This is a genomic window from Streptomyces paromomycinus, from assembly GCF_003865155.1.
GTDB classification, from domain to species: domain Bacteria; phylum Actinomycetota; class Actinomycetes; order Streptomycetales; family Streptomycetaceae; genus Streptomyces; species Streptomyces chrestomyceticus.
Map to the genome: position 1 here is coordinate 9279598 of NZ_BHZD01000001.1, position 23576 is coordinate 9303173.

The window sequence follows — 23576 nt, forward strand, 5'->3', positions numbered from 1 at the left end:
GCGGCCCGGCACCGGGCCGTAGGTCCGGGAAGAAGGGCCGTCCGGCCCTGGCTCTTCGGCCCTGGCGTGCGGCAGGCTGCACGTGGCACCGCCCGCGGGGGCGGGCCGCACCAGGAACATCGGAGCTGTGTGATGACGGAGAACCCTGCCGACGCCCGGACGAAGGCACCGGTCGGCGTCTTCCTGCTCGACGACCACGAGGTGGTGCGCCGCGGCGTGCACGACCTGCTGGACGCCGAGCCGGATCTGACCGTGGTGGGGGAGGCGAACACCGCCGAACAGGCGCTGGTGCGCATCCCCGCCCTGCGTCCGCAGGTGGCGGTCCTGGACGTCCGGCTGCCCGACGGCGACGGCGTGAGCGTCTGCCGCGAGCTGCGCTCCCGCATGCCCGGCCTGGTGTGCCTGATGCTGACCTCGTTCGACGACGAGGAGGCCCTGCTGGACGCGATCATGGCGGGGGCCGCCGGGTACGTGCTCAAGCAGATCACCGGCACCGACCTGGTCAACGCCGTACGGACGGTGGCCTCGGGCCAGTCGCTGCTCGACGCCGGTGCCACCGCACGCGTGATGGCCCGGCTGCGCGGCGAGACCCGGCAGGAGGAACCGAAGCCGGGCCTGCCGGGGCTGAGCGACCGGGAACGGGAGATCCTCGCGCTGGTGGGCGAGGGCCTGACCAACCGGGAGATCGGCAAGCGGCTCTACCTCGCGGAGAAGACGGTCAAGAACAACATCTCCCGCCTGCTGGCCAAGCTCGGCGTGGAACGCCGGGTCCAGGCCGCGGTCATCGCCACCCAGGCGCTCGCCGCGGCCCCGGAGCCCCGCACGGGGGCTGCCTCCGCGACTCCGCGCGCGGGCGGCCCGAGGGCCTGAGGACGCGGCGGTTCCCGGTGCCCGACCGACGGGGCCGCCGGAACCGACGGGGCCTTCGTGGCCGGCTCCCCGGCTGGGCGGCGTGACGCCGCCGCGCGCGGCCGGGGGGACCGGTCACTGCCGTGTGCTCGGTCAGTCGGCACGTGCATGCTCTGGCCGCCACCCACCTCGTACGTTGCGACCGCAACCGGCATTCGGGTCCTGCACCCCCTGATCCCGCCGGGCGCTGCCCGGCTCAGCGGCTGCACACCCGGCAGGGCACCCGGCCTGCGCTTTTCGGGCCTCACCGAAACCGCTGGCCCACCCACGGCCCGCCGCCCACACTGATGCCGGGCCGACTCACCGGCCCCCCCCGAGAACCGCGAACTCAGGGAGTTTTCCATGAGACTGCGCAAACTCGTCATGCCCCTGCTCGCCGCCGGGACGCTGGTGGGCGGCTCGCTGATCGGAGCCTCGGGCTCCTCCGCCGCCGAGCGGACGGTCCCGCCGAAGCCTCAGCTCGACTGCCCGTACTACTCCGTGTGCGGCCAGGCCGCCAACGGCAGTTCGTTCCAGTACACGACCTGTAACTTCGAGTTCCAGCTGCCCAATCTGGTCGGCTCGGGCCCCCTCGTCAACAACCAGACCCCGGGTACCGTGGCGAGGTTCTACGACAAGAACCGCCGGCTGCTCTTCACCTCCACGGCGTACGACTCCCGTACGGTCAACTGGACCCCGGTCTGGTACGTCAGAGCCTGCTGATCCGCCGGCAGCGGTAAGCCGCCGATCCGCCGGGCAGCTCGCGTCCCCGGGAGCCCGGGGAGCTGCCCGGCGGTGTTCCTGACGTCCGCCCCGGGCCGGACGGGTCCTGGCGCATCCGCCACAAGGCCAGGGAGCCGCGTGCCGAGGGCGAGGAGGACTTCGACCGGTCACTGATCAGGGGGATACGGCACAGGCTCCGACGGCTCTCCGTACGGGCCGCCGTCGTCACCCGCGCGCGGGACGAGGCGGCTGACCACCCCCACCACCCCGTCCACCCGCCAGGTCAGGCCGATCGCGGCCGGGATGTCGTCCTCGTGCACGAGCGTCCCCCGCAGGGTCACCAGGCCGTCCCGTACCGACACCCGTACCGCGTCCGGCGGCACGCCCAGAGAACGGCCCAGCACCTCGCCGACCACTTCCACCAGGATCTGCTCGTCCGGCCGCAGGAAGACCCGCAGCAGGTCCCGGCGGGTGGTGATGCCGATGAGACGGTCCTCCTCGTCCACGACGGGCAGCCGGTCGACGTGCCGGCGCTGCATGAGGCGCGCGGCGTCCGCGACGCGGTGTTCCGGGTGCACGGTGACCGCGGGTGTCGTCATCACTTCGCCCGCGGTCGCGCCGCCGAGCGCACCGGTGCCGGGCGGGCGGCGCGGTGCCGGGTGCGGCAGCCGCCCGGCCGGGCTCCCGGGCCGGCCACCGGGGAGCGCGGGCAGATCCGTGCGGGACACCACCCCCATGACCTTGTCGTCGCCGTCCACCACCGGCAGGCCGCTGATCCGGTGGACGTCGAGCAGCCGGGCCAGCTCCTTGGCCGGGGTGTCCGGGCGGGCCTGTACGACCTCCCACGTCATCACCTCGGCCACGGTGCGGTTTCGCACGGCGGTACCTCCCCTCCTTCGGTGCCTCACGGAACCGGCCTCCGGGCCGGCCGCCTTTCCCCGCCGACCGAGTCTCGCCGAGTCCGCGGCCCGGGAGGAGGGTCCATCCGCCTCCGTCCGAGGGCCACTCGCCCCCGATAGGTCACCCGTCGCCTCCCGGCACGTGGTCCGTCACTCCCGGGACGCTCCGCGCGCGCCGCGGCCGGTACCGGGCGGCCACCGGGTCCGATGGCGGTGTTCGAACAGGGATACGCTGGCCGGGTAAGGCGGGCGACCGAAGAAGGAGGGCCGGTGGGCACGCAGGAGCCGTTGTCGCGGATGCCGCAGATGCGACTGGACGAGTTGCTGGAGGAACTGCAGGCACGCATCGACGCCGCGCGCGGCACCCGGGACCGGGTGCACAGCCTGCTGGAGGCCGTGGTCTCGGTGGGGCGGGAACTGGACCTGCCGCAAGTGCTCCGGCGCATCGTCGAAGCCGCGGCGCTGCTGGTCGACGCGCAGTACGCGGCGCTGGGCGTGATCGGCCCGGACGGCAGGCGGCTGTCGCAGTTCCTGACCGTCGGCCTGACCCCCGAGGAGGTCGCCGCGATCGGGCCGCTGCCGGCCGGCCACGGCCTGCTGGGCGAACTGATCCGGCACCCCGAACCGTTGCGGCTCTCCGACCTCGGTTCCCACCCGTCGTCGTACGGCTTTCCCGCCCACCACCCGCCGATGCGCACGTTCCTGGGCGTGCCGATCCGGGTACGGGACGAGGTCTTCGGCAATCTGTACCTGACCGACAAGCGCGGCGGGCACGACTTCGACGCGGAGGACGAGTCGGTGATCTCCACGCTGTCGGTCGCCGCCGGAGTGGCGATCGACAACGCCCGGCTCTACGAGGGCGCGCAGCGCCAGCAGCGCTGGCTGAAGGCGGGCGCGGAGATCACCAACAGCCTGTTCTCCGGCATCCCGCGCCTGGAGGTGCTGGAACTGATCGCCCGCCGGGCCCAGGAGATCACCCGGGCCCAGCTCGCCGACGTCTGCGTCCCCATGCACGACACCGGTGACCTGGTCGTCGAGCTGGCGCTCGGCGGGCACGGCGAGAAGCGTCGCGGTCTGGTGGTGCCGGTCGACGGCACGCTGTCCGGCGCCGCCCTCGTCGCGGGCAAGCCCGTCACCACGTCCGCCCTGGCGGGCGACGAGCGGTACGCCGCCGGGCCCCGGCGGTTCGACGGCCTGGGACCGGCGGTGGCCGTGCCGTTGGACAGCGAGGGCGGCAGCGCCAGGGGTGTGCTGCTGCTGGCGCGCGCCGAGGGCGAGGCGGTGTTCACCGAAGGAGAGCTGGACCCGCTGCACGCGTTCGCCGGGCAGGCGGCCCTCGCCCTGGAACTGGCCGAACGCCGGCGCGACGCCGAACAGCTCGCTCTGCTGGAGGACCGCGACCGGATCGCCCGCGACCTGCACGACCTGGCCATCCAGCGGCTGTTCGCCACCGGTATGACGCTGCAGAGCGCCGCCCGGCTGGTCGAGCACGCCGGCGCCGCGGAGCGGGTCACCCGGGCGGTCGGCGACCTGGACGAGACCATCAAGATCATCCGGTCGACGATCTTCGGTCTGCGGGTCAGGGAGGAGGACGCCGGACCCAGCCTGCGGGCCCGGGTGGCGCGCGCCGTGGGGGAGGCCGGCACGGCGCTGGGCTTCCCGCCCCGGCTGAGCATGGAGGGCCTGCTGGACACCGACGTACCGGCCCAGGTCGCCGACCACGTCGTGGCGGCCCTCACCGAACTGCTGAGCAACGCGGCCCGGCACGCGCACGCGACCCGGGTCGAGGTGGCGTTGCAGGCCACCGGCGACGAGGTCGTGCTGACCGTGACGGACAACGGCAGGGGCATCCCGGAGGCGGGCCGGCGCAGCGGACTGACCAACCTGGCCGAACGGGCGGACCGGGTGGACGGGACGATGGAGATCCGTACGCCCGACGGCGGCGGAAGCCAGGTGGTGTGGCGCGCTCCGCTGTCCGGGGGCGCCTGACGGGCTGTCGGCGTCCTGGCCCTGGCTCGTGTGGCCTGACCGGTGCCCTGGCTCCGGCCTGGGTCAGGGCCCGTCGACCGCCGCCCCATTGGGGACGTACCCGAGGTCGACGGGCGACGTCGGCGCCCCGTTCTCCCGTACGGCGGCGAGCAGTCCGGGCAACTGCGGCGGCCACAGCGGCTCGGTGGCGGCGGACAGCTCGTCCGGTGACCACCAGCGCCACCGGAGAATCCGGTCCGCCGCGTGCGCGGCCGCGAGGTCGCCGAACGGGTCCCGGCGGGGGCCGTGGGCGAGGAAGATCTGCTCGTGCTGACGGACCGGCACCCCGGCCCGGGTGAAGTCGTGTTCCCACCAGCACAGCGTGGTGCCGGGGACCTCGATGTCGGTCCATCCGGTCTCCTCGCGCACTTCGCGCTCGGCCGCCGCCAGCGGTGACTCGCCCGGGTCCAGACCGCCGCCGGGCAGCGCCCAGTGGACGCCGACTTCCTCGTTGTCGTACCGGAACATGAAGACCGCCCCCGCCGGATCGAGGACGGCGACTCTGGCAGCTCTCCGGGGCGTACGGGGTATGCGCATCGCGTCAGCCTGCCAGTGCCGCGGTGGCGCACGTCACTGGGGGGCCGGACTTCGATGCATTCGGCAGCACCACGGCGCATGCGGGCGGCTGAGCCGGTCCGTAGGGGCTGGAACCCGAACCTCCGCGCTTTTCACTCGTTGCGGTCCGAGGCCGCGGAGGGCACCCGCTGAGGCTCGCGCCGGGTACGGCGGTGTCGTTCGGCGTTCTCCGCCGTGTGCGGTGCCAGCAGGTGGCGGGCCAGGGCGAGTGCGGCGAGCAGCGCGACGAGGGCGCACACGCCTCGCCAGCCGGCCCGGCTCCAGACGCGTACACCGAGCCAGGAACCCGCGCTGCCGCCCAGGTAGGCGCAGGTCATGTAGGCGGTGTTGAGCCTGCTGCGGGCGTCGGCGCGCAGTGCGTAGACGCGGACTTGGTTGGCGACCATGCCGGACTGCATCGCGACGTCGAGGAGCAGCGTCCCCAGGAGCAGGGCGGCCAGTCCCAGGACGCCGCCCTGGGCACCGGCGGTGAGGACGGCGGCCGAGACGAGAACGCCGAGCAGGCAGACGAGGTTCACCGGGTCGGGGCCGTGGCGGTCCACCAGGCGGCCCGCGAGCGGGGTGCAGAGCATGGTCGCCGCGCCGACCAGGGCGATCGTGCCGACCGCTCGGGCGTCCAGTCCGTAGGCCGGGCCGGCGAGCAGCAGTGCCAGACACGTCCAGACCGCGGAGAACCCGGCGAAGACGGTTGCCTGGTAGAAGCACGAGCGGCGCAGGTCCGGCTCGGTGCGCAGCAGGCGCAGCGGCTCGGCCAGGAGGGCCGCGTACCGCTGGCGGGAGGACGGGGCCGTGGTCGGCACCGCGAACGCCAGCACGGTGGCGAGGAGCAGGGCCAGGACCGCGGCGACCAGGTAGGGGGCCCGCCAGCCCAGCCATTCGCCGAGCGTGCCGCTGAAGGTCCGGGCCAGCAGCATGCCGCCGGTCGATCCGCTCAGCAGGGTGCCGAGCACCGCTCCCCGGCGGTCGGCGCCCGCGAGACCGGCCGCCAGAGGTCCGGCGATCTGCGCGCCCACCGTGGTCAGACCGACCACGGTGCCGGCGGCGACGAGGGGCGGCAGCGCCGGCGCGCAGCCCGCGGCGAGCAGGGCCAGGCCCGTCAGGCCGAGCAGGGTGACGAGGAACGGGCGGTGCGGCAGCCGGTCACCGAGCGGTACGAGCAGGACCGTCCCGGCCGTGTAACCGATCTGTGTGGCGGTCACCAGCACGGCGGCCGCGTCGGGCGACACGTGCAGCCCGTCGGCGACCAGCGGACCGATGGCCTGCGGGAAGTAGATGTTGCCGACCGCCACCGCGCAGGTGACGGCGAGGAGCAGCACGGTTCGGCGGTTCATTCGCCGGCCTCCCGGGGGTGACCGGCCGCCCCTGCGCCGACGCCGCCCTCCGTCCCGGCGGCAAGCGCCGGACACCGACCGTGAGTTGTGTAGGTCATGACCGGAAGTCCACGGCATCGACGGTGTGCCGCCAATCGATGTAGCCTACGGCTTAATGATCAGCTTCGTACTCGGCGTCGAGGACCTCGCGGACACCCGCTTCGCCCTGTCGCCCCTGCACGAGACCCTGTTCAGCCTGCGCGTGCTCCAGGACCCGGGCCTGTCCGCGCTGCACCTGCCCTGGCGCAGGTCCGTCCTCGGCAAGCTGGGGGTGCTCGACACCGGTCTGCTGATGTCCTTGGTCGCGCAGCGGCGCACGCTCCCCGACTTCCTGACGCCGAACCCCACGAGCTTCGCACCGGCCTTCGAGGAAGAACTCGCCCTCGTCCGCCGGGTGCCCGCCGCCCGGGTCCGCCACGACTTGCTGCTCGCGCACGCCCCCGACCCGCTCCCCGAGGCCCTGGGTGATGTCTCCCTCGCCGACGACGCGTCGGTCGCCGGTCTCCGCGACGCCCTCTGCGACCTCCTGCGGCAGTACTGGCGGGTGGCCGTCGAGCCGCTGTGGCCGCAGATCCGGCTGGTGCTGGAAGCCGACATGACCTACCGCGCCCGGCGGCTCGCCCTGGGCGGCGCCCGGCTGCTCTTCGCCGACATGCACCCGAACCTGCGCTGGCAGGACGGCGAGCTGTACATCCACCAGATGATCAGCAGGCACCGGGTCGCGGCGTCCGGCCGGGGGCTGCTGCTCCTCCCGTCCGTGTTCGCGCACAAGCCCGCGCCCCCGGTCAGCCCGGACGAGGCGCCGAGTCTCGTCTACCCCAGCCGAGGTGTGGCCACGTTGTGGGGCCCGGAGGTGCCGGCCGTCAGCACGGCGGCGCTGACATCCCTGCTCGGCGCCGCCAGAGCACGGCTGCTCAGCCTCCTCGAAGAGCCGCTGCCGACCGTCGAGCTGGCCCGCCGCCTGAAGATCACCCCGAGCGCCGTCTCCCAGCACCTGCGTGTCCTGCACGCCACCGGGCTGGTCAACCGGACCCGTGACGGACGGCATGTGCTGTACCGGAGGAGCGCGCTCGGCGACCGGCTCACGGGCACCGCCGGCGGAGCACCGGCCGACGACCGCTGAGCGGCAGCAGAGCCGGGGACGGGCCCCCGACGCCAGGAGCCGTCACCTCATCGCCCCTTGCCGACCGCGGCGCACACCGCGACCGCGTGCTGCGCCACCAGCCGGAAACCGGTGACCAGATCCGGCTGGATGCGCAGCACGCCGTTCATGGTCTGCGCCACCCACGGCCGCAGCAGCTCCTCGTAGCGGGCCACCTGCGCGGGTTCGGCCACCAGCCGGGCGTACCCGGTGACGATGACGCTCCAGCCCAGGCGGGTCTGCGGATCGATGGCATCGGCCTCGTACGCGACCACGAGGCCCGCCTCGCCCGCGGGCGGCGCGATCGAGGTGAGGGTCGCTCCGTCGTTGAGCCGGACGACGATGTCCTCCCCGTCGAGGAGGTGGTTGACCGGGCGGATGGCCGGCAGGGCGTTCTGGGTGAACACGAGCCGGCCGAGCGGGACACTGCCCAGCAGCCGCAGCGACTCCTCCCGGGGCAGCTGCTGCATTCCCCGGGCCGCCGGCTCACGGCGTACCTCGACATGCTGTGCGTCTTCGTCGTTCATGCTGCACACTCTCTGCTCCGGCGGCGCTCGTCCGGGCACTCGTTGCCTGCCTGCCAGCCTTCCCGGAGCAGGCTCCCGGCGACAGGGCCGAACGGACCCCGGCGCGGGGCATTTCGGCAGCGCCGGTGCCGGTTCCCCGGGTGCCCGGCCGGGGCGCTCACGGGTGCGGCACCACCGCCACCGGGCACGGCGCGTGGTGCAGCGCCGCGTGCGCGGCCGCGCCGATCTTCCGCAGGTCATGACGGCCCGGGCTGCGCCGGCCCACCACCAGGAGCCGGGCCCGTGCGCAGCCGGCCAGCAGAACCTGCCCCGCGCCACCCATCTCGACGTGCTCGACGACCTCCACCTGGGGGAAGCGCTCCCGCCACGGCCGTACGGCGTCGGCCAGCCGCTTGCGCTCCAGCGGTTCCAGGCCACCGGCGTCGTCGGCCGCCCGCATGGCTTCGCCGCCCCACACCAGGACCGGCGGGATGTTCCAGGCCCGTACCGCCCGCAGGGTCACCCCCTGGGCCGCGGCGGCCGCGAAGGCGAACTCCAGCACCGGTCCGCTCTCCCGCTCGTCCTGCACCCCCACGACCACCTCGTCCCGCGGCTGCCCCGCCTCCTCAGGACGCGGGCTGCGTACGAGGACCACGGGCGAGGCCGCCTGCCGCAGTACGTGCAGTCCCACCGAGCCGAGCAGATAGCCGACCAGCGTGCCGTGGCCGCGCGAGCCCAGCACCAGCAGGTCCGCCGCGGCAGCCTCGGCGATCAGGGCCGGTACCGTCTCGGCCGCCAGGATCTCCCGGGTGACGGGCAGGTCGGGAAAGTCCTTCGCCACCCGGGCCGCGGCCTCCTGCAACACCTCGGCGGCCCAGCGGCGCTGCACCTCCTCGTCCGCCGCGACCGGCACGTCCAGGGGGCGCCAGATCCACGCGTGCACCAGCCGCAGCCGCGCTCCGCGCCGTGCGGCCTCGGCGGCGGCCCAGCCGGCGGCGGCGAGACTGTGGTCGGTTCCGTCCAGGCCGACGGTGACGATGCCGGGCATACGGGCCTCCTGAGGAAGGAACGGAAGTACGTCCGCCCCCACTCTCGGGGCACGACGGGCACCACGGGGACGGCCCCAAGGTCCCGCGCCCGGGGACCAACGGCCTTCCGGCACGCGGCCCGTCGCCCGCCGAGGGCCCTTCGGCCTCCGGGTCGGGACCAACGCCGACCTCGGTGGACATGCCGCGGCAGTGCAATGGGGGTGAGCGCGGGCACAGCGCTCACAGCACTTCGGAAGGCACGCACCATGACCGCGACACCCGTGGAGAAGACGACCGGCGGCACAGCTTGGGAGGGGTTCGGCGGCGGCCGGTGGCGGGACGTCATTGACGTCCGCGACTTCGTCCAGCGCAACCACGTCCCGTACGAGGGCGACGCCTCCTTCCTCGCGGGCCCGACCGAGCGCACCACCGAGGTGTGGCAGAAGCTGCTCGGCATGTTCCCGGACGAGCGGAACCGGGGCATCCACGACGTGGACACCCACACTCCTTCCCGTATCGACGCGTTCGCGCCCGGCTACGTCGACGAGGAACGCGACCTCATCGTCGGCCTCCAGACCGACGCCCCGCTCAAGCGCGCCATCATGCCCAACGGCGGCTGGCGCATGGTCGAGAGCGCCCTCGCGGCGTACGGGTACGAGGCCGACCCGGCGGTCAAGGAGATCTACACCCGGCTGCGCAAGACCCACAACGACGGCGTCTTCGACGCGTACACGCCGCAGATCCGCGCCTGCCGCTCCGCCGGCATCATCACCGGCCTGCCCGACGCCTACGGCCGGGGCCGCATCATCGGCGACTACCGGCGCGTCGCGCTCTACGGCGTCGACCGGCTCATCGAGGACAAGCAGGCCGCCAAGGCCGAGGCGGACGCGCAGTGGCCGACCGAGGACGTCATCCGCGAGCGCGAGGAGACCGCCGAGCAGATCAAGGCCCTGCACGAGCTGAAGGCCATGGCCGCCTCGTACGGGTACGACATCTCCCGGCCCGCCGCCACCGGCCGGGAGGCCGTGCAGTGGCTCTACTTCGGCTACCTGGCCGCCGTGAAGGAGCAGAACGGCGCGGCCATGTCCATCGGCCGCATCGACAGCTTCCTCGACATCTACCTCCGCCGCGACATCGAGCGCGGCACCCTCGACGAGGAGGGGGCGCAGGAGCTGATCGACGACTTCGTCGTCAAGCTGCGCATCGTACGGTTCCTGCGCACCCCGGAGTACAACGAGCTGTACTCCGGCGACCCCACCTGGGTCACCTGGTCGCTGGCCGGGATCGGCGAGGACGGCCGCCCGCTCGTCTCCCGTACGACCTTCCGCGCCCTCCAGACGCTCTACAACCTGGGCCCGGCGCCCGAACCCAACCTCACCGTCTTCTGGTCACCGCGGCTGCCGCGCGGCTTCAAGGAGTTCGCCGCGAAGACCGCCGTCGACACCTCCGCCCTCCAGTTCGAGTCCGACGACCTGATGCGGCCGAAGTACGGCGACGACACGGCCATCGCCTGCTGCGTGTCGGCCATGGCGGTCGGCAAGCAGATGCAGTTCTTCGGCGCCCGCGTCAACGTCGCCAAAGCCCTGCTGTACGCCATCAACGGCGGCCGGGACGAGATCACCGGCAAGACCGTCGTGGCGGGCTTCGAGCCGGTCGAGGGCGAGTACCTGGACCACGCCACCGTCGCCGAGCGCTACGACGCGATGCTGGAGTGGCTGGCCGAGACCTACGTCCACGCCCTGAACGTCATCCACTACATGCACGACAAGTATGCCTACGAACGCCTCGAAATGGCCCTGCACGACCGCACCGTGCTGCGCACCATGGCCTGCGGCATCGCCGGGCTGTCGGTCGCCGCGGACTCGCTCTCGGCGCTCAAGTACGCCCGGGTGCGGGCCGTCCGGGACGAGACCGGGCTGGTCACGGGCTACGAGACCGAGGGCACGTACCCGGCGTACGGCAACAACGACGACCGGGCCGACACGATCGCCCGGGACATCGTCCGCACCTTCATGCAGAAGGTGCGCAAGCACCCCACCTACCGGGGCGCCGTGCACACCCAGTCGGTGCTGACCATCACCTCCAACGTCGTCTACGGGAGGAAGACCGGCGCCACACCGGACGGCCGCCCGGCGGGCGCGCCCTTCGCGCCCGGCGCCAACCCGATGAACGGGCGTGACGAGCACGGCTACCTCGCCTCCGCCCTGTCGGTCGCCAAGCTGCCGTACGACGACGCCGAGGACGGCATCTCGCTGACCAACACCATCACCCCGGACGCGCTGGGCCGCACCGAGCAGGAGCGGATCGCGAACCTGGCGGGCGTGCTGGACGGCTACACGGCCGGCGGCGGATTCCACATGAACGTCAACGTGCTGGACCGGGCGACCCTGGAGGACGCCATGGAGCACCCCGAGAAGCACCCGCAGCTGACGATCCGGGTGTCCGGCTACGCGGTGAACTTCGTGCGGCTGACGCGCGAGCAGCAGCTCGACGTCATCAACCGCACCTTCCACGGAGCCCTGTGATGTCCTCCGAGACCGCGGTGTCCCTCGCCGGAGCGAGGAGGGCCCTGGAAGCCGCGACGCCGGCCGGTGCGGCCGGGCACCGGCCGGTCGCCGGATCGGTGCACTCCTGGGACCTGTCCACCGGCGTCGACGGACCCGGCATCCGCTTCGTGCCGTTCCTGGCGGGCTGCCCCCTGGCCTGCCTGTACTGCCACAACCCGGACACCTGGAAGATGCGCGACGGCAAGCGGGTCCTGGCCGGTGACCTGGTGGCCGAGGCGGCCAAGTACCAGGCGTTCATCCGGGCCGCGGGCGGCGGCGCCACCCTCAGCGGCGGCGAACCCCTCCTCCAGCCCGTCTTCGCCGGCGAACTCCTGCACCGCTTCAAGCACGAACTCGGCCTGCACACCGCCCTGGACACCTCCGGCTACCTCGGCGCCCGTGCCACCGACGCGCTGTTGCGCGACACGGACCTCGTGCTGCTGGACATCAAGTCCTGGGACCCCGCCCTCTACAAGAGGCTCACGGGCCGGCACCTGCGTCCGACCCTGGACTTCGCCCGGCGGCTGGCCCGGCTGGACAAGGAGGTGTGGGTACGCTTCGTGCTCGTCCCGGGGCTGACCGACGACCCGGCGAACATCGAGGGAGTGGCCTCCTTCGCCGCCTCGCTCGGCAACGTGTCCCGGGTCGACGTGCTGCCTTTCCACAAACTCGGCGCCGCCAAGTGGGAACGGCTCGGCCTGGACTTCACGCTGCGGGACACTCCGATTCCCACCGCGCCGGAAGTGGCGGCGGCACGCGGCATCTTCGCGGAACACGGTTTGTCGGCAGTGTGAAAGGCTTATCGGGGTGCGCGTCGGTCCCGCTCCTTCGTCAGCCGAACCGCACGCTGGCAAAGGCCGCGTCGCGCGGCGCCTGCTGGCCGGGAGCGAGCGGCACGGCCCGCCCCTTGCACTTCTTGCCCGAGTAGAGGACGGCCGGTGTCTTCGTGGCATTGCGGGCACCGTGTGCCCGCTGCTGCATCGTCAGGCACCGGCCGTTCGGCGGATTCTCCACCAAGTACGACTTGCCCTCCGGCCCCAGCCAGATGAACGACCCCTTCGCGGCGGACGCCTCGCCCGTGGAGAGGGTCGCGGCGAAAGTGAGCCCCGCAAGAGCAACGACGACCGGACGCAAGAAGCGCATCATTCATCCTCTTTCTGGAACGGTTTCCGGAACGGGCTTCCGGAACGCTGACCGGCCGGACCGGCCGGTGTCCGGTCAACGACGCCCAGCGGTGTCCGACACGCCTGGTACGCCCCATCGGGCCACCCGGGCGCCCATGCCGTGCTCCGTCGTGGCAGGCCGGGCGCAGGCGTCGAAACGGGCGAGGACGAGGCGGGCCATGGCGTCCTGGGCGCCGAGCGGACGGGCGGTGATCACGCACTCCGCGCGGCCGGCCTCCGCGGCGAGACGGTCGAAGAAGCGTCCGGGGGCCATCAGATAGGGCAGCACCGCGATGCGGGTACGGCCTTCGGCACGCAGGTCGGCCGCCGTACGGGCCAACGACGGACCGTCCGCGGCACCGTCGCACAGCACGGCCGGCCGTACCGGAACGGGGGAGCCCCGCCGGGCGCACAGTGCCGCGCCCAGGTCCCGGGCAGCGGTCCGGCAGCTGTCGTTGCCGCCCGGCCGGCGCGAGCCCGCGGCGGCCAGGACGACGGCGTCCGCCGGAAACCCGGCGTGCGACTCGGCCTCCCGGAGGCGGTGCAGGAGCGCGTCGACGAGCAGCGGGTGCGGAGCCAGCGGTCGCGCGGCGCGCGCATGCCCGAGCAGCGCGGGCAGATCCACGGAGAAATGAAATCCCGTCCCCAGCAACAAAGGCACCACTGTCGCGGGCGTGCCGTGCAGGGCAGCCACGGCTTCGTCGACCGTGGGGCGGTGAATGTCGAAGAACGCGATGTCCACCCGCAGCGCCGGACGCAGTGCGCGCACGTGCGCCAGCAACCGATGTGTTTCCGTTTGCGCCCGGGCCTCGTGACTGCCGTGAGCGGCGGCAATCAGTACAGGGGAAAAGGAGGCCATGCGGTCACGCTAAAGGCGTACGCGCGCCGCGGTAAGGCACTGCTGGTCCCGGCTGCGCGGGGACGACCGGCCCTGGTCAAAAGGCCGTTCGGCGCGAGGTACGGGTGCGGAGCGGGCATAGCCTGAACGCGCTGCGGCCCGGGAGGCGGCGGGTTCGGGCGGCAGTCGTGGAAAACGGAAGAACGCGTCCCGTCGCCAAGCAGCTGGCAGGAGTGCTCTCATGGTGTCATCCACCGACCGGCCCACCCTTGTTCTCGTCGGTCACGGAATGGTCGGCCAGCGGCTGCTGGAAGAACTCGCCGCACGGGACGCGCTCGCCGGACCGGACGGACCGGATGGGCCCGTCAGCCCGGACGGCAGCGCGCGATGGCGCGTCGTGGTCCTCGCCGAGGAAGAGCGCCGCGCCTACGACCGCGTCCACCTCTCCTCCCTGTTCACCGGGACCACCCCGGAAGAACTGAACCTCGCCGCACCCGGCTTCTTCGCCCGGCACGACATCACGCTGCGCCTCGGCGACCCCGCCACCGCCGTCGACACCGCCACCCGCACGGTGACCACGCGCAGCGGCGACCAGTGGCACTACGACGCGCTGGTGCTGGCCACCGGCTCGTACGCCTTCGTCCCACCGGTCCCCGGCCGGGGCGCGCCCGGCTGCTTCGTCTACCGCACCGTGGAGGACGTCCACGCCATCCAGGAGGCGGCGCGCGGCGCCCGCACCGCGGCCGTCGTCGGCGGCGGGCTGCTCGGCCTGGAGGCGGTCGGCGCCCTGCGCTCGCTCGGCCTGGAGACCAGCGTGGTCGAGGCCGCGCCCCGGCTGATGCCCGGTCAGGTGGACACGGGCGGCGCCGACGTGCTGGCCCACACCGTGGAGGCGATGGGCGTCCATGTGCACACCGACGCGGCGATCACCGAGGTGTGGACCGGTGCGGACGGGCGGGTGCGCGGCCTGTCACTGTCGGACGGCGCCGGCGTCCAGGCCGACATCATCGTCTTCTCCGTCGGCGTACGGCCCCGCGACGAACTCGCCAGGGCGGCCGGCCTCGACGTCGCGGACCGCGGCGGCATCGTGATCGACACCCGGTGCCGCACCTCCGCGCCGGAGGTCTACGCGCTCGGCGAGTGCGCCCGCGCCGCCGACGGCAACGTCTACGGGCTGGTCGCGCCCGGCTACCGGATGGCGGAAGCCCTGGCGGACACCCTGACCGGCAAGGAGGGCAGCTTCACCGGCGCCGACACCTCCACCAAGCTCAAGCTGCTGGGCGCGGACGTCGCCTCCTTCGGCGACCCCTTCGCCCCGGACGCCGGCGGCTCGGTGCTCTGGGCCGACTCCGGTTCGGGTGTCTACAAGAAGCTGGTGCTCGGTCCGGACGGGCAGTTGATGGGCGGCATCCTGGTCGGCGACGCGGACGCGTACGGCACCCTGCGGCCCCTCGTCGGCGCCCGACTGCCCGGACCGGCCGCCTCCTTCCTGCTGCCCGCCGACGAGTCGGGCCCGGTGGACACCACCGCGGTGCTTCCCGACGACGCGGTGATCTGCTCGTGCAACGGCGTCACCAAGAAGACGCTGCGCGAGGCCGTGAAGGGCGGCGCGCACGACCTGGCCGCGGTGAAGAAGTGCACCGGCGCCGGCACCCAGTGCGGCGGCTGCGTCGGCGCCGTGACCTCCATCATGGAAGCGCAGATGGCGGCCGAAGGCGTCGAGACGGGCCCCGGCGGCCTGTGCCCGGACTTCACGCAGACCCGCAGGGAGCTGTACGAGATCATCCGGGTGACCGGCATCGACAGCTTCTCCGGGCTGGCCCGGGAGTACGGCGTACCCGGCCCGGACGGCAAGCCGCCGCACGGCTGCGCGGTCTGCCGCCCGACCGTCGCCTCGCTGCTCGCCACCCTCGGCCCGGAACTGGGCCTGCACCACATCCTGGACGGCGAGCAGGCCGCGCTCCAGGACACCAACGACCTCTTCCTCGCCAACCTCCAGAAGGACGGCACCTACTCGGTGGTGCCCCGCCTGCCGGCCGGGGAGATCAGCCCGGACCACCTCGTCGTGCTCGGCGAGGTCGCCCGCGAGTTCGGCCTCTACACCAAGCTCACCGGCGGCCAGCGCATCGACCTGTTCGGCGCCACCGTCGACCAGCTCCCGCACATCTGGCGCCGGCTGGTCGACGCCGGGCTCGAATCGGGCCACGCGTACGGCAAGTCCCTGCGCACCGCGAAATCCTGCGCCGGTTCCCGCTGGTGCCGCTTCGGGCAGCGCGACTCCGTCGGCATGGCCGTGGAACTGGAACTGCGGTACCGGGGGCTGCGGTCCCCGCACAAGCTGAAGCTGGCAGCCTCCGGCTGTGTCCGCGAGTGCGCCGAGGCACAGAGCAAGGACGTCGGCGTCATCGCCACGGCCAAGGGCTGGAACCTCTACGTGGGCGGCAACGGCGGCGTCAAACCCCGCCACGCGGACCTTCTCGCGCAAGACCTGGGCGACGAGGAACTGATCCGGGTCGTCGACCGCTTCCTGATGTTCTACGTCCGCACCGCCGACCGCCTGGAACGCACCGCGGCCTGGCTGGAGCGGATCGACGGCGGCGTCGCCCACGTACGCGACGTCGTCCTGCACGACTCCCTCGGGCTGGCCGAAGAACTCGAATCCCAGATGCAGCGGCACGTCGACGCCTACAGCGACGAATGGCGGGCCGTCCTCGAAGACCCGGCGAAACTGCGCCGCTTCACCAGCTCCTACCCCGCTCCGGCCGGGCCGGCCGCCCCTGGACACGTCCAGGTCCGTACGCCCGAGGGCGAGTGGCAGTCCGTCTGCCTGCTGGACGACCTGGAGCCGGGGCGCGGCATACCGGTCAGCGTCGGCGAGGAAGCGGACCCGGTCGCGCTCTTCCGCTCACCGGATGGCGAGGTCTTCGCCGTCTCCGACACCGACCCCGTCTCCCAGGCCGGAGTCATCTCCCGCGGCATCTACGGGGCGGTCGACGGCGCCCCGGTCGTGACCTCACCCATGTACAAACAGCGCTTCGACCTGCGTACCGGCACCTGCCTGGACGACGAGGGCAAGCACCTCTCCGTGCACGCGGTCCGGGTGCTGTGATCCACCGGACACGCTGAACGGGCCGGGCGCCCGGGCGGGACAGGGCACTCCCTTCCCACCCGGGCGCCCGGCCGCCCCGTACACAGCGGCAGGGCGAACGCGCGCCGGAGCACGCCCAGCCCCCGGTTTCGCTCCCCGCGCGCCTGCCGTTCGCCTTTCGCGCCCCGCGCCCCATGGCGTCACCGGCCCCCGCGGTGGGCACTGTCCGCAGTGGATCACTCGCACTGGGTCACCGGCTCGGTGCATCGCCCGAAAGGACCCGTCCACCATGCGTCTCGTCCCGCGCCTCACCGCTGCCCTCGGCGGTCTCGCCCTCGCCCTCGGCGGAGTCGTCGTCGCCGCCCCGGCCGTCCAGGCGACCCCGCAGAACTGCTTCTACTACGTGATGGAACAGCACCCCGACGCCGACCCCGAGGTGGTCGAACGAGGCTGTCAGCTCGGCGCCAAGGGAACCAAGGAGAGCCATCGTGCCTGCTACTTCGAGCTGCGGCGGGCCTACGTCCCCGCGAAGATCGCCTTCGACGGGTGCCACCGGGCCGGCCTGAAGTAGCGGACGGGACGGCCTGATCCGTCAGGGAGCGGACGGATCACGGGCCCAGGGGCTACCGGAGCACCCCTGGGCCCGTTTTCGTGCGGTCGGAAGAAAGCCGGAGGAGCCGCCGGCGGCCGGGGATCAGCAGACGCCGTGGAGGCGGGACAGCAGCCGTTCGTGCGCCGGGGTGAAGTGCTGCCGTCCGGCGCCCGTCGCCAGGTCGTCGGCGTCGCAGGCGGGCGGGGGCAGCGCCGAGGCGAGGGCCTGGACGGGGCCGGGGTGGCCGATGGTGCGGAGGAGGCGGGCGAGGGCCTGTTCACGGGCGTACGTGGTGCCGCCGTGCGCGGGACCGGCGAGTTCTTCGTGGCTGATCACGCAGACGGCGGGGTGGTGCAGCAGCCACCGGCTGCGGCGCGCTTCGCGCATACCGGGGAAGCCGGGATCGCTGAGGGCGAGGGTGATCTTGGCGTCCAGAGTGGGCTGAGCGGCCAGGATGTCGTGGTAGACGAGGTGTCCCGGCAGCGAGCCGACCCGGTCCACGGGCTGCGAGAGAGCGTGGATCTGGCTGACGATACGGTCGCGGAGATCGCGGTGGTGGAGGACGATGGGCGGCCGGCCGTCGGCGTGCCAGGCGCGCAGGAACCCCGCGTCGGCCGTGTGCAGGTCCAGGCCGCTGAGATACCAGCAGCCCCGGCCCGGCAGCAGCCCGAGCAGTTCGGCTTCCGGCAGGCGCGCCAGGCGGGCCTCGGTGTCCGGGGCGGCCGGGGGGACGAGCGTCGTCGGCTGGCCCAGGCGCGTCCACCACACCCGCCACAGGGCGCTGACCGCGACCTGGAAGGCGTCCTGCAGCGCGGAGCTCCGGATCCGGTCGGCCGGGTTGAGCAGGAGCCCGGCGCGGTCGGCGCCGTAGGCGGCGCGCAGCAGCGGGTAGACCTCACCGGGATCCGGCTGCCCGGCCGGGATGCGCGGGTCGCCGCTCATCGTGCCGTAAGGGGTGAAACCGAGTGCGGTGGTGATGTCGGCCAGCAGCGGGGTGCCGCTGCCGGGCAGCGACACGACGATCATCTGAGGCACGGCCATGGCACAACTCCGTCCGAAGGAAGGCGGGGCGGCCGGCCGCCCCGGGTGGGCGGGCGGACCGGGCGGACGGTCCACCGCACCGGGTGATCACAGCGGGCCGGGCACCGCGACGGGGGCGCGGGCGGTGAGCAGCAGGTCCTCGTAGACGTGGTGCCGGCGGCCGGCCGTGCGGTGGCGCAGCAGCCGGGCGGCGTGCTCGTACGCTCCGGCTCCGGCCAGGGCACGGGCGAGGGTGTCCTGGATGATCTCGCGCTCCACCCGCACCCCGCCGATCCGCCGCGTCCGCTCGCCCAGCGCGCTGAGCAGGGCGGCCGCCGCCGCGGGGCGGCCCTCGGTGATCTGCGCCAGGGCCTGGACCACCGGCGTCAGGACGTCGCGGAAGTCGGACCGCTGGTCGGTGGCCGTTCGGTAGGCCAGGGCGTGCAGTTCGTCGGTGGCCGCTTCGACGGCCAGCGCCAGGGCGAGGTTGAAGGTGTGGAAGACCTCTGCCGTACCGCCCGGCCCGGCGAGCAGGTCCCGTACCTGCGCCACGTCGCTACGGCCTGCCGGTGTCTGTCCCGCCAGCATGAGCCGCCAGTTCACCCCGGCCCGCATCCCCACGTCCCCGCGCTCCAGCGCCGTGTCGGCCCGCCGGCGTGCGTCGGGGAAGTCGCCGCAGGCGATCGAGTGCAGCGCGGCGTGCCAGTTCAGGTGCCGCGCCTGTACGGCGTGCGGGTCCGCCGCGAGCCACCCGTCCAGGTACGCGACGCCGGCCCGCCCTGCACCCAGTTCGTGCTCCGCGTGCGCGAGGGCGTGCACGGCCACGCCCGAGCGGGGGTGGATCTCCAGCGCCTGCCGGGCCAGCCGGTGCGCCTCCCGTACGCGTCCCTGCTCCGCCCTCGTCACGGCCAGCCAGCTCGTCCAGGCCCAGCTGTCCGGGCCGGCCAGCGCCGACTGCTCCTCGACCAGCGCGTCACCGTGAACGCGGTAGGCAGCCTCCCCGCAGGCGGCGAACGCGCCGATCAGCAGCCCGGCCACCTCGTCGGCGGGCCACCGGGCGAAGTGCGCGATCAGGTGGTCGGCGGTCAGCCGGAACTGCCGGTGCGTGTGGAGGTACACCCCGTACACCAGGCTCGCCGCCCGCTCGCCCGCCGCCTGCGCGTCCCGGTGCGCGACCACCAACTGGTCCTTGAGCGCCGCGTCGCTCAGGCTGTCGGAGGTCGCCAGTGTCAGCAGCGCCCGGGCCGTCCCGCTGCCCGGGTCCTCGGCCGCCCACCGCCGCAGCAGGGGCAGGGCCCGCCCGCTCAGGGCCAGCAGCTCGGTCACCGCCTGATCTTGCAGCCCCGTGCCCGCCGCCACCTTCACCGCCGAAACTCCCGTCGCCATTTGCGCTGCCGTCCGCCCGTCTCGCCGTAGCCGTTCCGCCGGATCGGACGGAGGACTTGCCCAGGGCCACGCATGCATTTCCCGGCCCGCACGCGGAACAACGACCCAACCCGGTCCGCGACACGTGCTCGCGTATTCCGGACCCGGCGGGCCGGCCATACGTCAGGCAGGCGGAGCGAAGAGCTGATGGCCGTACGGAAGATTTTCCGGACTCTGCCCTCCGAAGAATCGCGATATCAGATCGGCGACCTCGTCCGTGCGCTCCAGCGCCATCAGGTGGTCGCAATCGTCAATGGAGAACAGACGGGCATCGGCGCAGCGTTCCGCGAGGGAGCGGAGCGCTTCCAGCGGGGTGAGGGTGTCGTGCTCGCCCGCGGAAAAGAGCGTCGGCTGCGGCAAGCCGTCCTGGGGCAGGAATTCCCTGTTGTCGACGAATCTCCGGAAGGCGGCGGAATTGCGCACGACCAGATTCTCCCCGCCGACGGTGATGCGGTCTCTGATGCCTGTGCGCAGGACGTCCCGCTTACGAGATGCTGTTCCGGTCGACGCGTGGGAGGCCGCCCGGCTGCGCGGCGCTCACGACCGTACCGACCGGCAGGTTCGTGACCTCGGCCGCCGGGGCGGGCCGCGCTGGGCGAGGACGCCCTCGCCGCGGCGTACGGTACGGACTGGGAGCTGGACGGGAGGACGGCCGTGACCGCGGTCGACCCGGCCGGGCTGCGCCAGGAGTCCGGGGCGGCTCGTCCGGGTCACGGGCGAACTGTCCGGCGCGCCGTCTCCGGGCAGGTGGCGGTAGGTCAGGTTCGCTCGTCACGGGCGGGGCCGGGCCCGGCGCTCGCCGTCATCCCGGAGAACGCCCCTGGTCGTTCCCGGCGTTGGCCGAATGACGCCATCGATCAAGAACCTGTCGGCCGTGACTGTCATCTACCAGCGTGAGATCAGTCAGGAGGGCGCCGGTCGAGGGAACGCACCGGTGTGCCGCGCCGTGGGGAGCGGTCCGGCCGTGGCCTGGCTGAAGAAGAACGTGAGGAACTCCTAGCATTGTCGACTCGGAGGAAGATCCCGGTGCAGCTCGTGGCCAGACATGCGGAGCGGCGAGAGTTCGATGGATTGGTGACTTCGGCCGCCGTCGGGCGTGGTGGGGCCGTCGTGGTGGCCGGGGAGGCGGGCATCGGCAAGTCGGCGCTGGTCGACGCCGTGGTGGAGGCGCTGGACGGGTTCCAGGTGCTGCGGGCCGCCGGTACGGAGTTCGAGCACGACCTGCTCTACGCGACGCTGCACCAGCTGTGCGCCCCGGTCCTCGACCACCGGCGCGGGCTTCCCGTGGTGCAACGCAGGGCCCTGGAGGCGGTGTTCGGGCTCGGCGCGCAGACCTCGCCCGATCCGCTGACGGTCGGCCTCGCCGTCCTGGGGCTGCTGCACGAGGTGGCGAAGGACACGCCGGTCTGCTGTGTGGTGGACGACGCCCAGTGGATCGACGACGCCTCGCGGCGCGTGCTGGTGTTCGTGGCCCGGCGGGTGTCCGCCGAGCGGATCGCGATGGTCTTCGCCACCCGCGACGCCGGCGCGTCGTCCGGCTTCGCCGAGCTGCCCCGGATGCCCCTCACCGGCCTGGACGACGAGGACGCCCGGGCCCTGCTGGGCGCCGCGACGCACATCGGGCCGGACGCCGAGGTCGTCGACCGCATCCTGGCCGAGGCGCACGGAAACCCGCTGGCGCTGCTGGAGTTCGCCCACCACGCGGAACCGTTCGGTGTCCCCGGGCCCCGGCGCTTCCGGGCCAGTGTGGTGGACACGCTGGAGGAGCAGTTCGTCCACCGCTTCGAGCGGCTGCCGGACGCCACCCGGTCGCTGGTGGTGCTCGCCGCGGCCGAGCCGGTCGGCGACCTCGACCTGCTGCGCAGCGCGGCGCGGCGCCTCGGGCTGGACGCCGCGGGGTTCACCCACGCGGAGAACGCCGGACTGCTGGTCCTGGGGCCGCTGTTGCGCTTCCGGCACCCGCTGGTGCGCTCCGCGGTCTACGCCTCGGCCACCCCGGAGAAACGCCGGGGCATGCACGGCGCCCTCGCGGCGGTGACCGACCCGGAGACCGACCTCGACCGTCAGGCGTGGCACCGGGCCCACGCCGTCATCGACGCCGACGAGGACGTCGCCGCGGAACTGGAACGGTCCGCCGACCGGGCACGCCTGCGCGGCGGATTCGCCGCGGCCGCCGCGTTCATGGAGCGGGCGGGCCAGCTGACCCCCGCCCCCGACCGCCAGGCCACGCGGCTGCTCGTCGCGGCCTCCCTGCGGCTGCGGGCGGGGGCGCCCGACGCGGCCCGCGCACTGGTCACCCGTGCGGAGCGGCGCCGGATGGACGACGAGGGCCGCGCCAAGGCGCGCCTGCTGCGGGCCCGGATCGAGTACCAGCGTTCCCACGCGCCGCGGGCAACGGCCCGACTCGTCGACGCCGTGACCGAGTCGGCGCCTCCCGAGCAGGCGCGGGACACCTACCTGGAAGCGTTCGCGTCGTTCATGTACAACGACATCCACCCGGGCCTCCTCAGGGACCTCGGCGCCCGGATCCGGGAGCGGGCGCCGCAGCGGGAGACCGCCGGGCCGGCCGATCTGCTGCTCGACGCGCTGCTGGACCAGGCCATGCTGCCCGTGGAGCGGGCGGTGCCGGCCATGCGCGACGCGGTGACGGCGTACCGTGCGGCCGACTCCTCGCCGGGCCCGTGGCGGATGAACCTGCTCTGTCAGGTCGCCATCGACCTGCGGGACGACGAGGCGGCGGAGGAGATCGCGGACCGGCAGGTGGACGAGGCGCGGCGCCAGGGCTCCCTCGCCTCGCTGCCGCAGGCCCTGCGGTACCAGGCGGTCGCCAGAGTGTCGGTCGGCCGGTTCGACGAGGCGGCCGCCAGCCTCGGCGAGGCCCGGGCCGTCGACGAAGCGGCCGGCACGGTGCCCCTGCTGGGTCCCGAACTCGTCCTCACCGGCTTCCGAGGCGACGAGGAACGGTTCGCCGAGCTGCGGGAACTGGTGGGACGCGAGGGCCGGCCGTTCGAAGCCGCCGGAGAACACTACGCCAGGGCGGTCCTGCACAACGGCCTCGGCAACTACGAAGCGGCACTGGACGCCGCGCTGACGGCCCAGCGCCGGAACCAGGCAGGCTCGTACTCGATCTGGGCCGTCCACTCCGAACTGGTCGAGGCCGCGGCGCGCGCCGGACGCGGCGAGGACGCGGCCGAGGCCATGGACCACCTGGAGGCGCTGGCCCGCGCGAACCCCGTCCCGTGGGCCGTCGCCGAACGGCTCCGGGCACAGGCCCTCCTCGAACGGGGCGACGACTGCGAGGCGTTGTACCGGCAGGCCATCGACCAGTTCGCCCGGACCCGGGTACGGGTGCTCCACGCGCGCGCCCGCCTGACGTACGGGGAATGGCTGCGCCGGGAGAACCGGCGGGCCGAGGCCCGTGACGAACTGCGGGCAGCGCACGACACACTGTCGTGCATCGGCGCCCGCGGCTTCGCCGAGCGCGCGGCCCGCGAACTGCGCGCCACCGGCGGACAGCCGCGCCGGCCCGGCGAGGACCCACTGGGCCTGCTCACCGCGCAGGAACGGCTGATCGCCGGAAAGGTCGCCGCCGGGGCGACGTCCAAGGAAGTGGGCGTGATGCTGTTCCTCAGCCCGCGCACCATCGACACGCACCTGCGCAACGTGTACCGCAAGCTGGGCATTTCCTCGCGCCGCCAGCTCCGCGAGCTGTCGCTGTGACGCCCCGGCGCCGCGGCGCGTCACC

General features: G+C 73.3%; 19 protein-coding genes. 9 read left to right on the top strand and 10 right to left on the bottom strand.

Annotation, left to right across the window (positions count from 1 at the left end):
* Positions 1-132 precede the first annotated feature (132 nt).
* On the top strand, positions 133-870 hold the full coding sequence (locus tag OEIGOIKO_RS39400; RefSeq protein WP_125058072.1) for a response regulator: 738 nt from the start codon (positions 133-135) through the stop codon (positions 868-870).
* Between the two features lie 381 nt (positions 871-1251).
* On the top strand, positions 1252-1611 hold the full coding sequence (locus OEIGOIKO_RS39405) for a hypothetical protein (RefSeq protein WP_125058073.1): 360 nt from the start codon (positions 1252-1254) through the stop codon (positions 1609-1611).
* A 167-nt stretch (positions 1612-1778) separates the two neighbouring features.
* Here the strand turns inward: OEIGOIKO_RS39405 and OEIGOIKO_RS39410 are convergent, their stop codons facing one another.
* The gene (locus OEIGOIKO_RS39410; RefSeq protein WP_246177873.1) at positions 1779-2489 is read right to left on the bottom strand and encodes a CBS domain-containing protein; all 711 of its coding nucleotides are present in this window, start codon (positions 2487-2489) and stop codon (positions 1779-1781) included.
* A gap of 291 nt (positions 2490-2780) precedes the next feature.
* Here OEIGOIKO_RS39410 and OEIGOIKO_RS39415 point away from each other — a divergent pair, with 291 nt between their 5' ends.
* Positions 2781-4499 carry a sensor histidine kinase gene (locus tag OEIGOIKO_RS39415; protein WP_125058074.1) on the top strand — a complete coding sequence of 573 codons (1719 nt, stop codon included), beginning with the start codon at positions 2781-2783 and terminating at the stop codon, positions 4497-4499.
* A gap of 63 nt (positions 4500-4562) precedes the next feature.
* On the opposite strand, the gene OEIGOIKO_RS39420 is transcribed toward OEIGOIKO_RS39415, so the two are convergent.
* The gene (locus OEIGOIKO_RS39420; protein ID WP_125058075.1) at positions 4563-5075 is read right to left on the bottom strand and encodes an NUDIX hydrolase; all 513 of its coding nucleotides are present in this window, start codon (positions 5073-5075) and stop codon (positions 4563-4565) included.
* A 131-nt stretch (positions 5076-5206) separates the two neighbouring features.
* Complete coding sequence (locus OEIGOIKO_RS39425) at positions 5207-6445, bottom strand: MFS transporter (protein WP_125058076.1); 1239 nt, start codon at positions 6443-6445, stop codon at positions 5207-5209.
* Between the two features lie 154 nt (positions 6446-6599).
* Between OEIGOIKO_RS39425 and OEIGOIKO_RS39430 the strand changes: the two genes are divergently transcribed.
* Positions 6600-7607, top strand: coding sequence for an ArsR/SmtB family transcription factor (locus OEIGOIKO_RS39430; RefSeq protein ID WP_125058077.1), 1008 nt, complete (start codon positions 6600-6602; stop codon positions 7605-7607).
* 47 nt (positions 7608-7654) lie between these two features.
* Here OEIGOIKO_RS39430 and OEIGOIKO_RS39435 read toward each other — a convergent pair whose 3' ends face one another.
* On the bottom strand, positions 7655-8152 hold the full coding sequence (locus tag OEIGOIKO_RS39435; protein ID WP_125058078.1) for a pyridoxamine 5'-phosphate oxidase family protein: 498 nt from the start codon (positions 8150-8152) through the stop codon (positions 7655-7657).
* A gap of 157 nt (positions 8153-8309) precedes the next feature.
* On the bottom strand, positions 8310-9179 hold the full coding sequence (locus OEIGOIKO_RS39440; protein ID WP_125058079.1) for a universal stress protein: 870 nt from the start codon (positions 9177-9179) through the stop codon (positions 8310-8312).
* A gap of 246 nt (positions 9180-9425) precedes the next feature.
* Here OEIGOIKO_RS39440 and pflB point away from each other — a divergent pair, with 246 nt between their 5' ends.
* Together pflB and pflA are read left to right on the top strand one after the other, a co-directional pair.
* Positions 9426-11684, top strand: a complete 2259-nt coding sequence (gene pflB, locus OEIGOIKO_RS39445; RefSeq protein WP_125058080.1) for a formate C-acetyltransferase — start codon at positions 9426-9428, stop codon at positions 11682-11684.
* The gene (gene pflA, locus OEIGOIKO_RS39450) at positions 11684-12499 is read left to right on the top strand and encodes a pyruvate formate-lyase-activating protein (RefSeq protein WP_125058081.1); all 816 of its coding nucleotides are present in this window, start codon (positions 11684-11686) and stop codon (positions 12497-12499) included. Before pflB ends, pflA begins: the two co-directional genes overlap by 1 nt.
* Positions 12500-12536: 37 nt before the next feature.
* Here pflA and OEIGOIKO_RS39455 read toward each other — a convergent pair whose 3' ends face one another.
* Together OEIGOIKO_RS39455 and OEIGOIKO_RS39460 are read right to left on the bottom strand one after the other, a co-directional pair.
* Positions 12537-12851 (bottom strand): hypothetical protein, encoded by a 315-nt coding sequence (locus tag OEIGOIKO_RS39455; protein WP_170251984.1) that lies wholly within the window; start codon positions 12849-12851, stop codon positions 12537-12539.
* Positions 12852-12923: 72 nt separating this feature from the next.
* Entirely contained in the window at positions 12924-13727 is an 804-nt protein-coding gene (locus tag OEIGOIKO_RS39460) for a sirohydrochlorin chelatase (protein ID WP_125058082.1), read from the bottom strand.
* A 220-nt stretch (positions 13728-13947) separates the two neighbouring features.
* On the opposite strand from OEIGOIKO_RS39460, the gene nirB reads away from it, so the two are divergent.
* A complete protein-coding gene (nirB, locus tag OEIGOIKO_RS39465) occupies positions 13948-16815 on the top strand; it encodes a nitrite reductase large subunit NirB (protein WP_125058083.1) in 2868 nt (955 codons plus the stop codon).
* A gap of 268 nt (positions 16816-17083) precedes the next feature.
* The gene (locus OEIGOIKO_RS39470; protein WP_125058084.1) at positions 17084-17365 is read left to right on the top strand and encodes a hypothetical protein; all 282 of its coding nucleotides are present in this window, start codon (positions 17084-17086) and stop codon (positions 17363-17365) included.
* A gap of 123 nt (positions 17366-17488) precedes the next feature.
* Here OEIGOIKO_RS39470 and OEIGOIKO_RS39475 read toward each other — a convergent pair whose 3' ends face one another.
* From OEIGOIKO_RS39475 to OEIGOIKO_RS39485, 3 genes are all read right to left on the bottom strand, one after another.
* On the bottom strand, positions 17489-18427 hold the full coding sequence (locus tag OEIGOIKO_RS39475; RefSeq protein WP_125058085.1) for a hypothetical protein: 939 nt from the start codon (positions 18425-18427) through the stop codon (positions 17489-17491).
* An 87-nt stretch (positions 18428-18514) separates the two neighbouring features.
* Positions 18515-19792 (bottom strand): tetratricopeptide repeat protein, encoded by a 1278-nt coding sequence (locus tag OEIGOIKO_RS39480; protein WP_125058086.1) that lies wholly within the window; start codon positions 19790-19792, stop codon positions 18515-18517.
* A 162-nt stretch (positions 19793-19954) separates the two neighbouring features.
* Positions 19955-20254, bottom strand: a complete 300-nt coding sequence (locus tag OEIGOIKO_RS39485; protein WP_125058087.1) for an alpha/beta fold hydrolase — start codon at positions 20252-20254, stop codon at positions 19955-19957.
* Positions 20255-20866: 612 nt separating this feature from the next.
* Between OEIGOIKO_RS39485 and OEIGOIKO_RS39490 the strand changes: the two genes are divergently transcribed.
* Positions 20867-23551: an ATP-binding protein gene (locus OEIGOIKO_RS39490; RefSeq protein WP_170251985.1), complete on the top strand. Its 2685-nt coding sequence runs from the start codon at positions 20867-20869 to the stop codon at positions 23549-23551.
* Positions 23552-23576: the final 25 nt, after the last annotated feature.

Excerpts from the sequence above, each read along its gene's own strand:
- OEIGOIKO_RS39455 (WP_170251984.1), bottom strand. The coding sequence starts at position 12,851 with ATGATGCGCTTCTTGCGTCCGGTCGTCGTTGCTCTTGCGGGGCTCACT.
- OEIGOIKO_RS39475 (WP_125058085.1), bottom strand. The coding sequence starts at position 18,427 with ATGGCCGTGCCTCAGATGATCGTCGTGTCGCTGCCCGGCAGCGGCACC.
- pflB (WP_125058080.1), top strand. The coding sequence starts at position 9,426 with ATGACCGCGACACCCGTGGAGAAGACGACCGGCGGCACAGCTTGGGAG.
- OEIGOIKO_RS39420 (WP_125058075.1), bottom strand. The coding sequence starts at position 5,075 with ATGCGCATACCCCGTACGCCCCGGAGAGCTGCCAGAGTCGCCGTCCTC.
- OEIGOIKO_RS39460 (WP_125058082.1), bottom strand. The coding sequence starts at position 13,727 with ATGGCCTCCTTTTCCCCTGTACTGATTGCCGCCGCTCACGGCAGTCAC.
- OEIGOIKO_RS39480 (WP_125058086.1), bottom strand. The coding sequence starts at position 19,792 with ATGGCGACGGGAGTTTCGGCGGTGAAGGTGGCGGCGGGCACGGGGCTG.
- nirB (WP_125058083.1), top strand. The coding sequence starts at position 13,948 with ATGGTGTCATCCACCGACCGGCCCACCCTTGTTCTCGTCGGTCACGGA.
- pflA (WP_125058081.1), top strand. The coding sequence starts at position 11,684 with ATGTCCTCCGAGACCGCGGTGTCCCTCGCCGGAGCGAGGAGGGCCCTG.
- OEIGOIKO_RS39435 (WP_125058078.1), bottom strand. The coding sequence starts at position 8,152 with ATGAACGACGAAGACGCACAGCATGTCGAGGTACGCCGTGAGCCGGCG.
- OEIGOIKO_RS39440 (WP_125058079.1), bottom strand. The coding sequence starts at position 9,179 with ATGCCCGGCATCGTCACCGTCGGCCTGGACGGAACCGACCACAGTCTC.
- OEIGOIKO_RS39430 (WP_125058077.1), top strand. The coding sequence starts at position 6,600 with ATGATCAGCTTCGTACTCGGCGTCGAGGACCTCGCGGACACCCGCTTC.
- OEIGOIKO_RS39470 (WP_125058084.1), top strand. The coding sequence starts at position 17,084 with ATGCGTCTCGTCCCGCGCCTCACCGCTGCCCTCGGCGGTCTCGCCCTC.
- OEIGOIKO_RS39400 (WP_125058072.1), top strand. The coding sequence starts at position 133 with ATGACGGAGAACCCTGCCGACGCCCGGACGAAGGCACCGGTCGGCGTC.
- OEIGOIKO_RS39405 (WP_125058073.1), top strand. The coding sequence starts at position 1,252 with ATGAGACTGCGCAAACTCGTCATGCCCCTGCTCGCCGCCGGGACGCTG.
- OEIGOIKO_RS39425 (WP_125058076.1), bottom strand. The coding sequence starts at position 6,445 with ATGAACCGCCGAACCGTGCTGCTCCTCGCCGTCACCTGCGCGGTGGCG.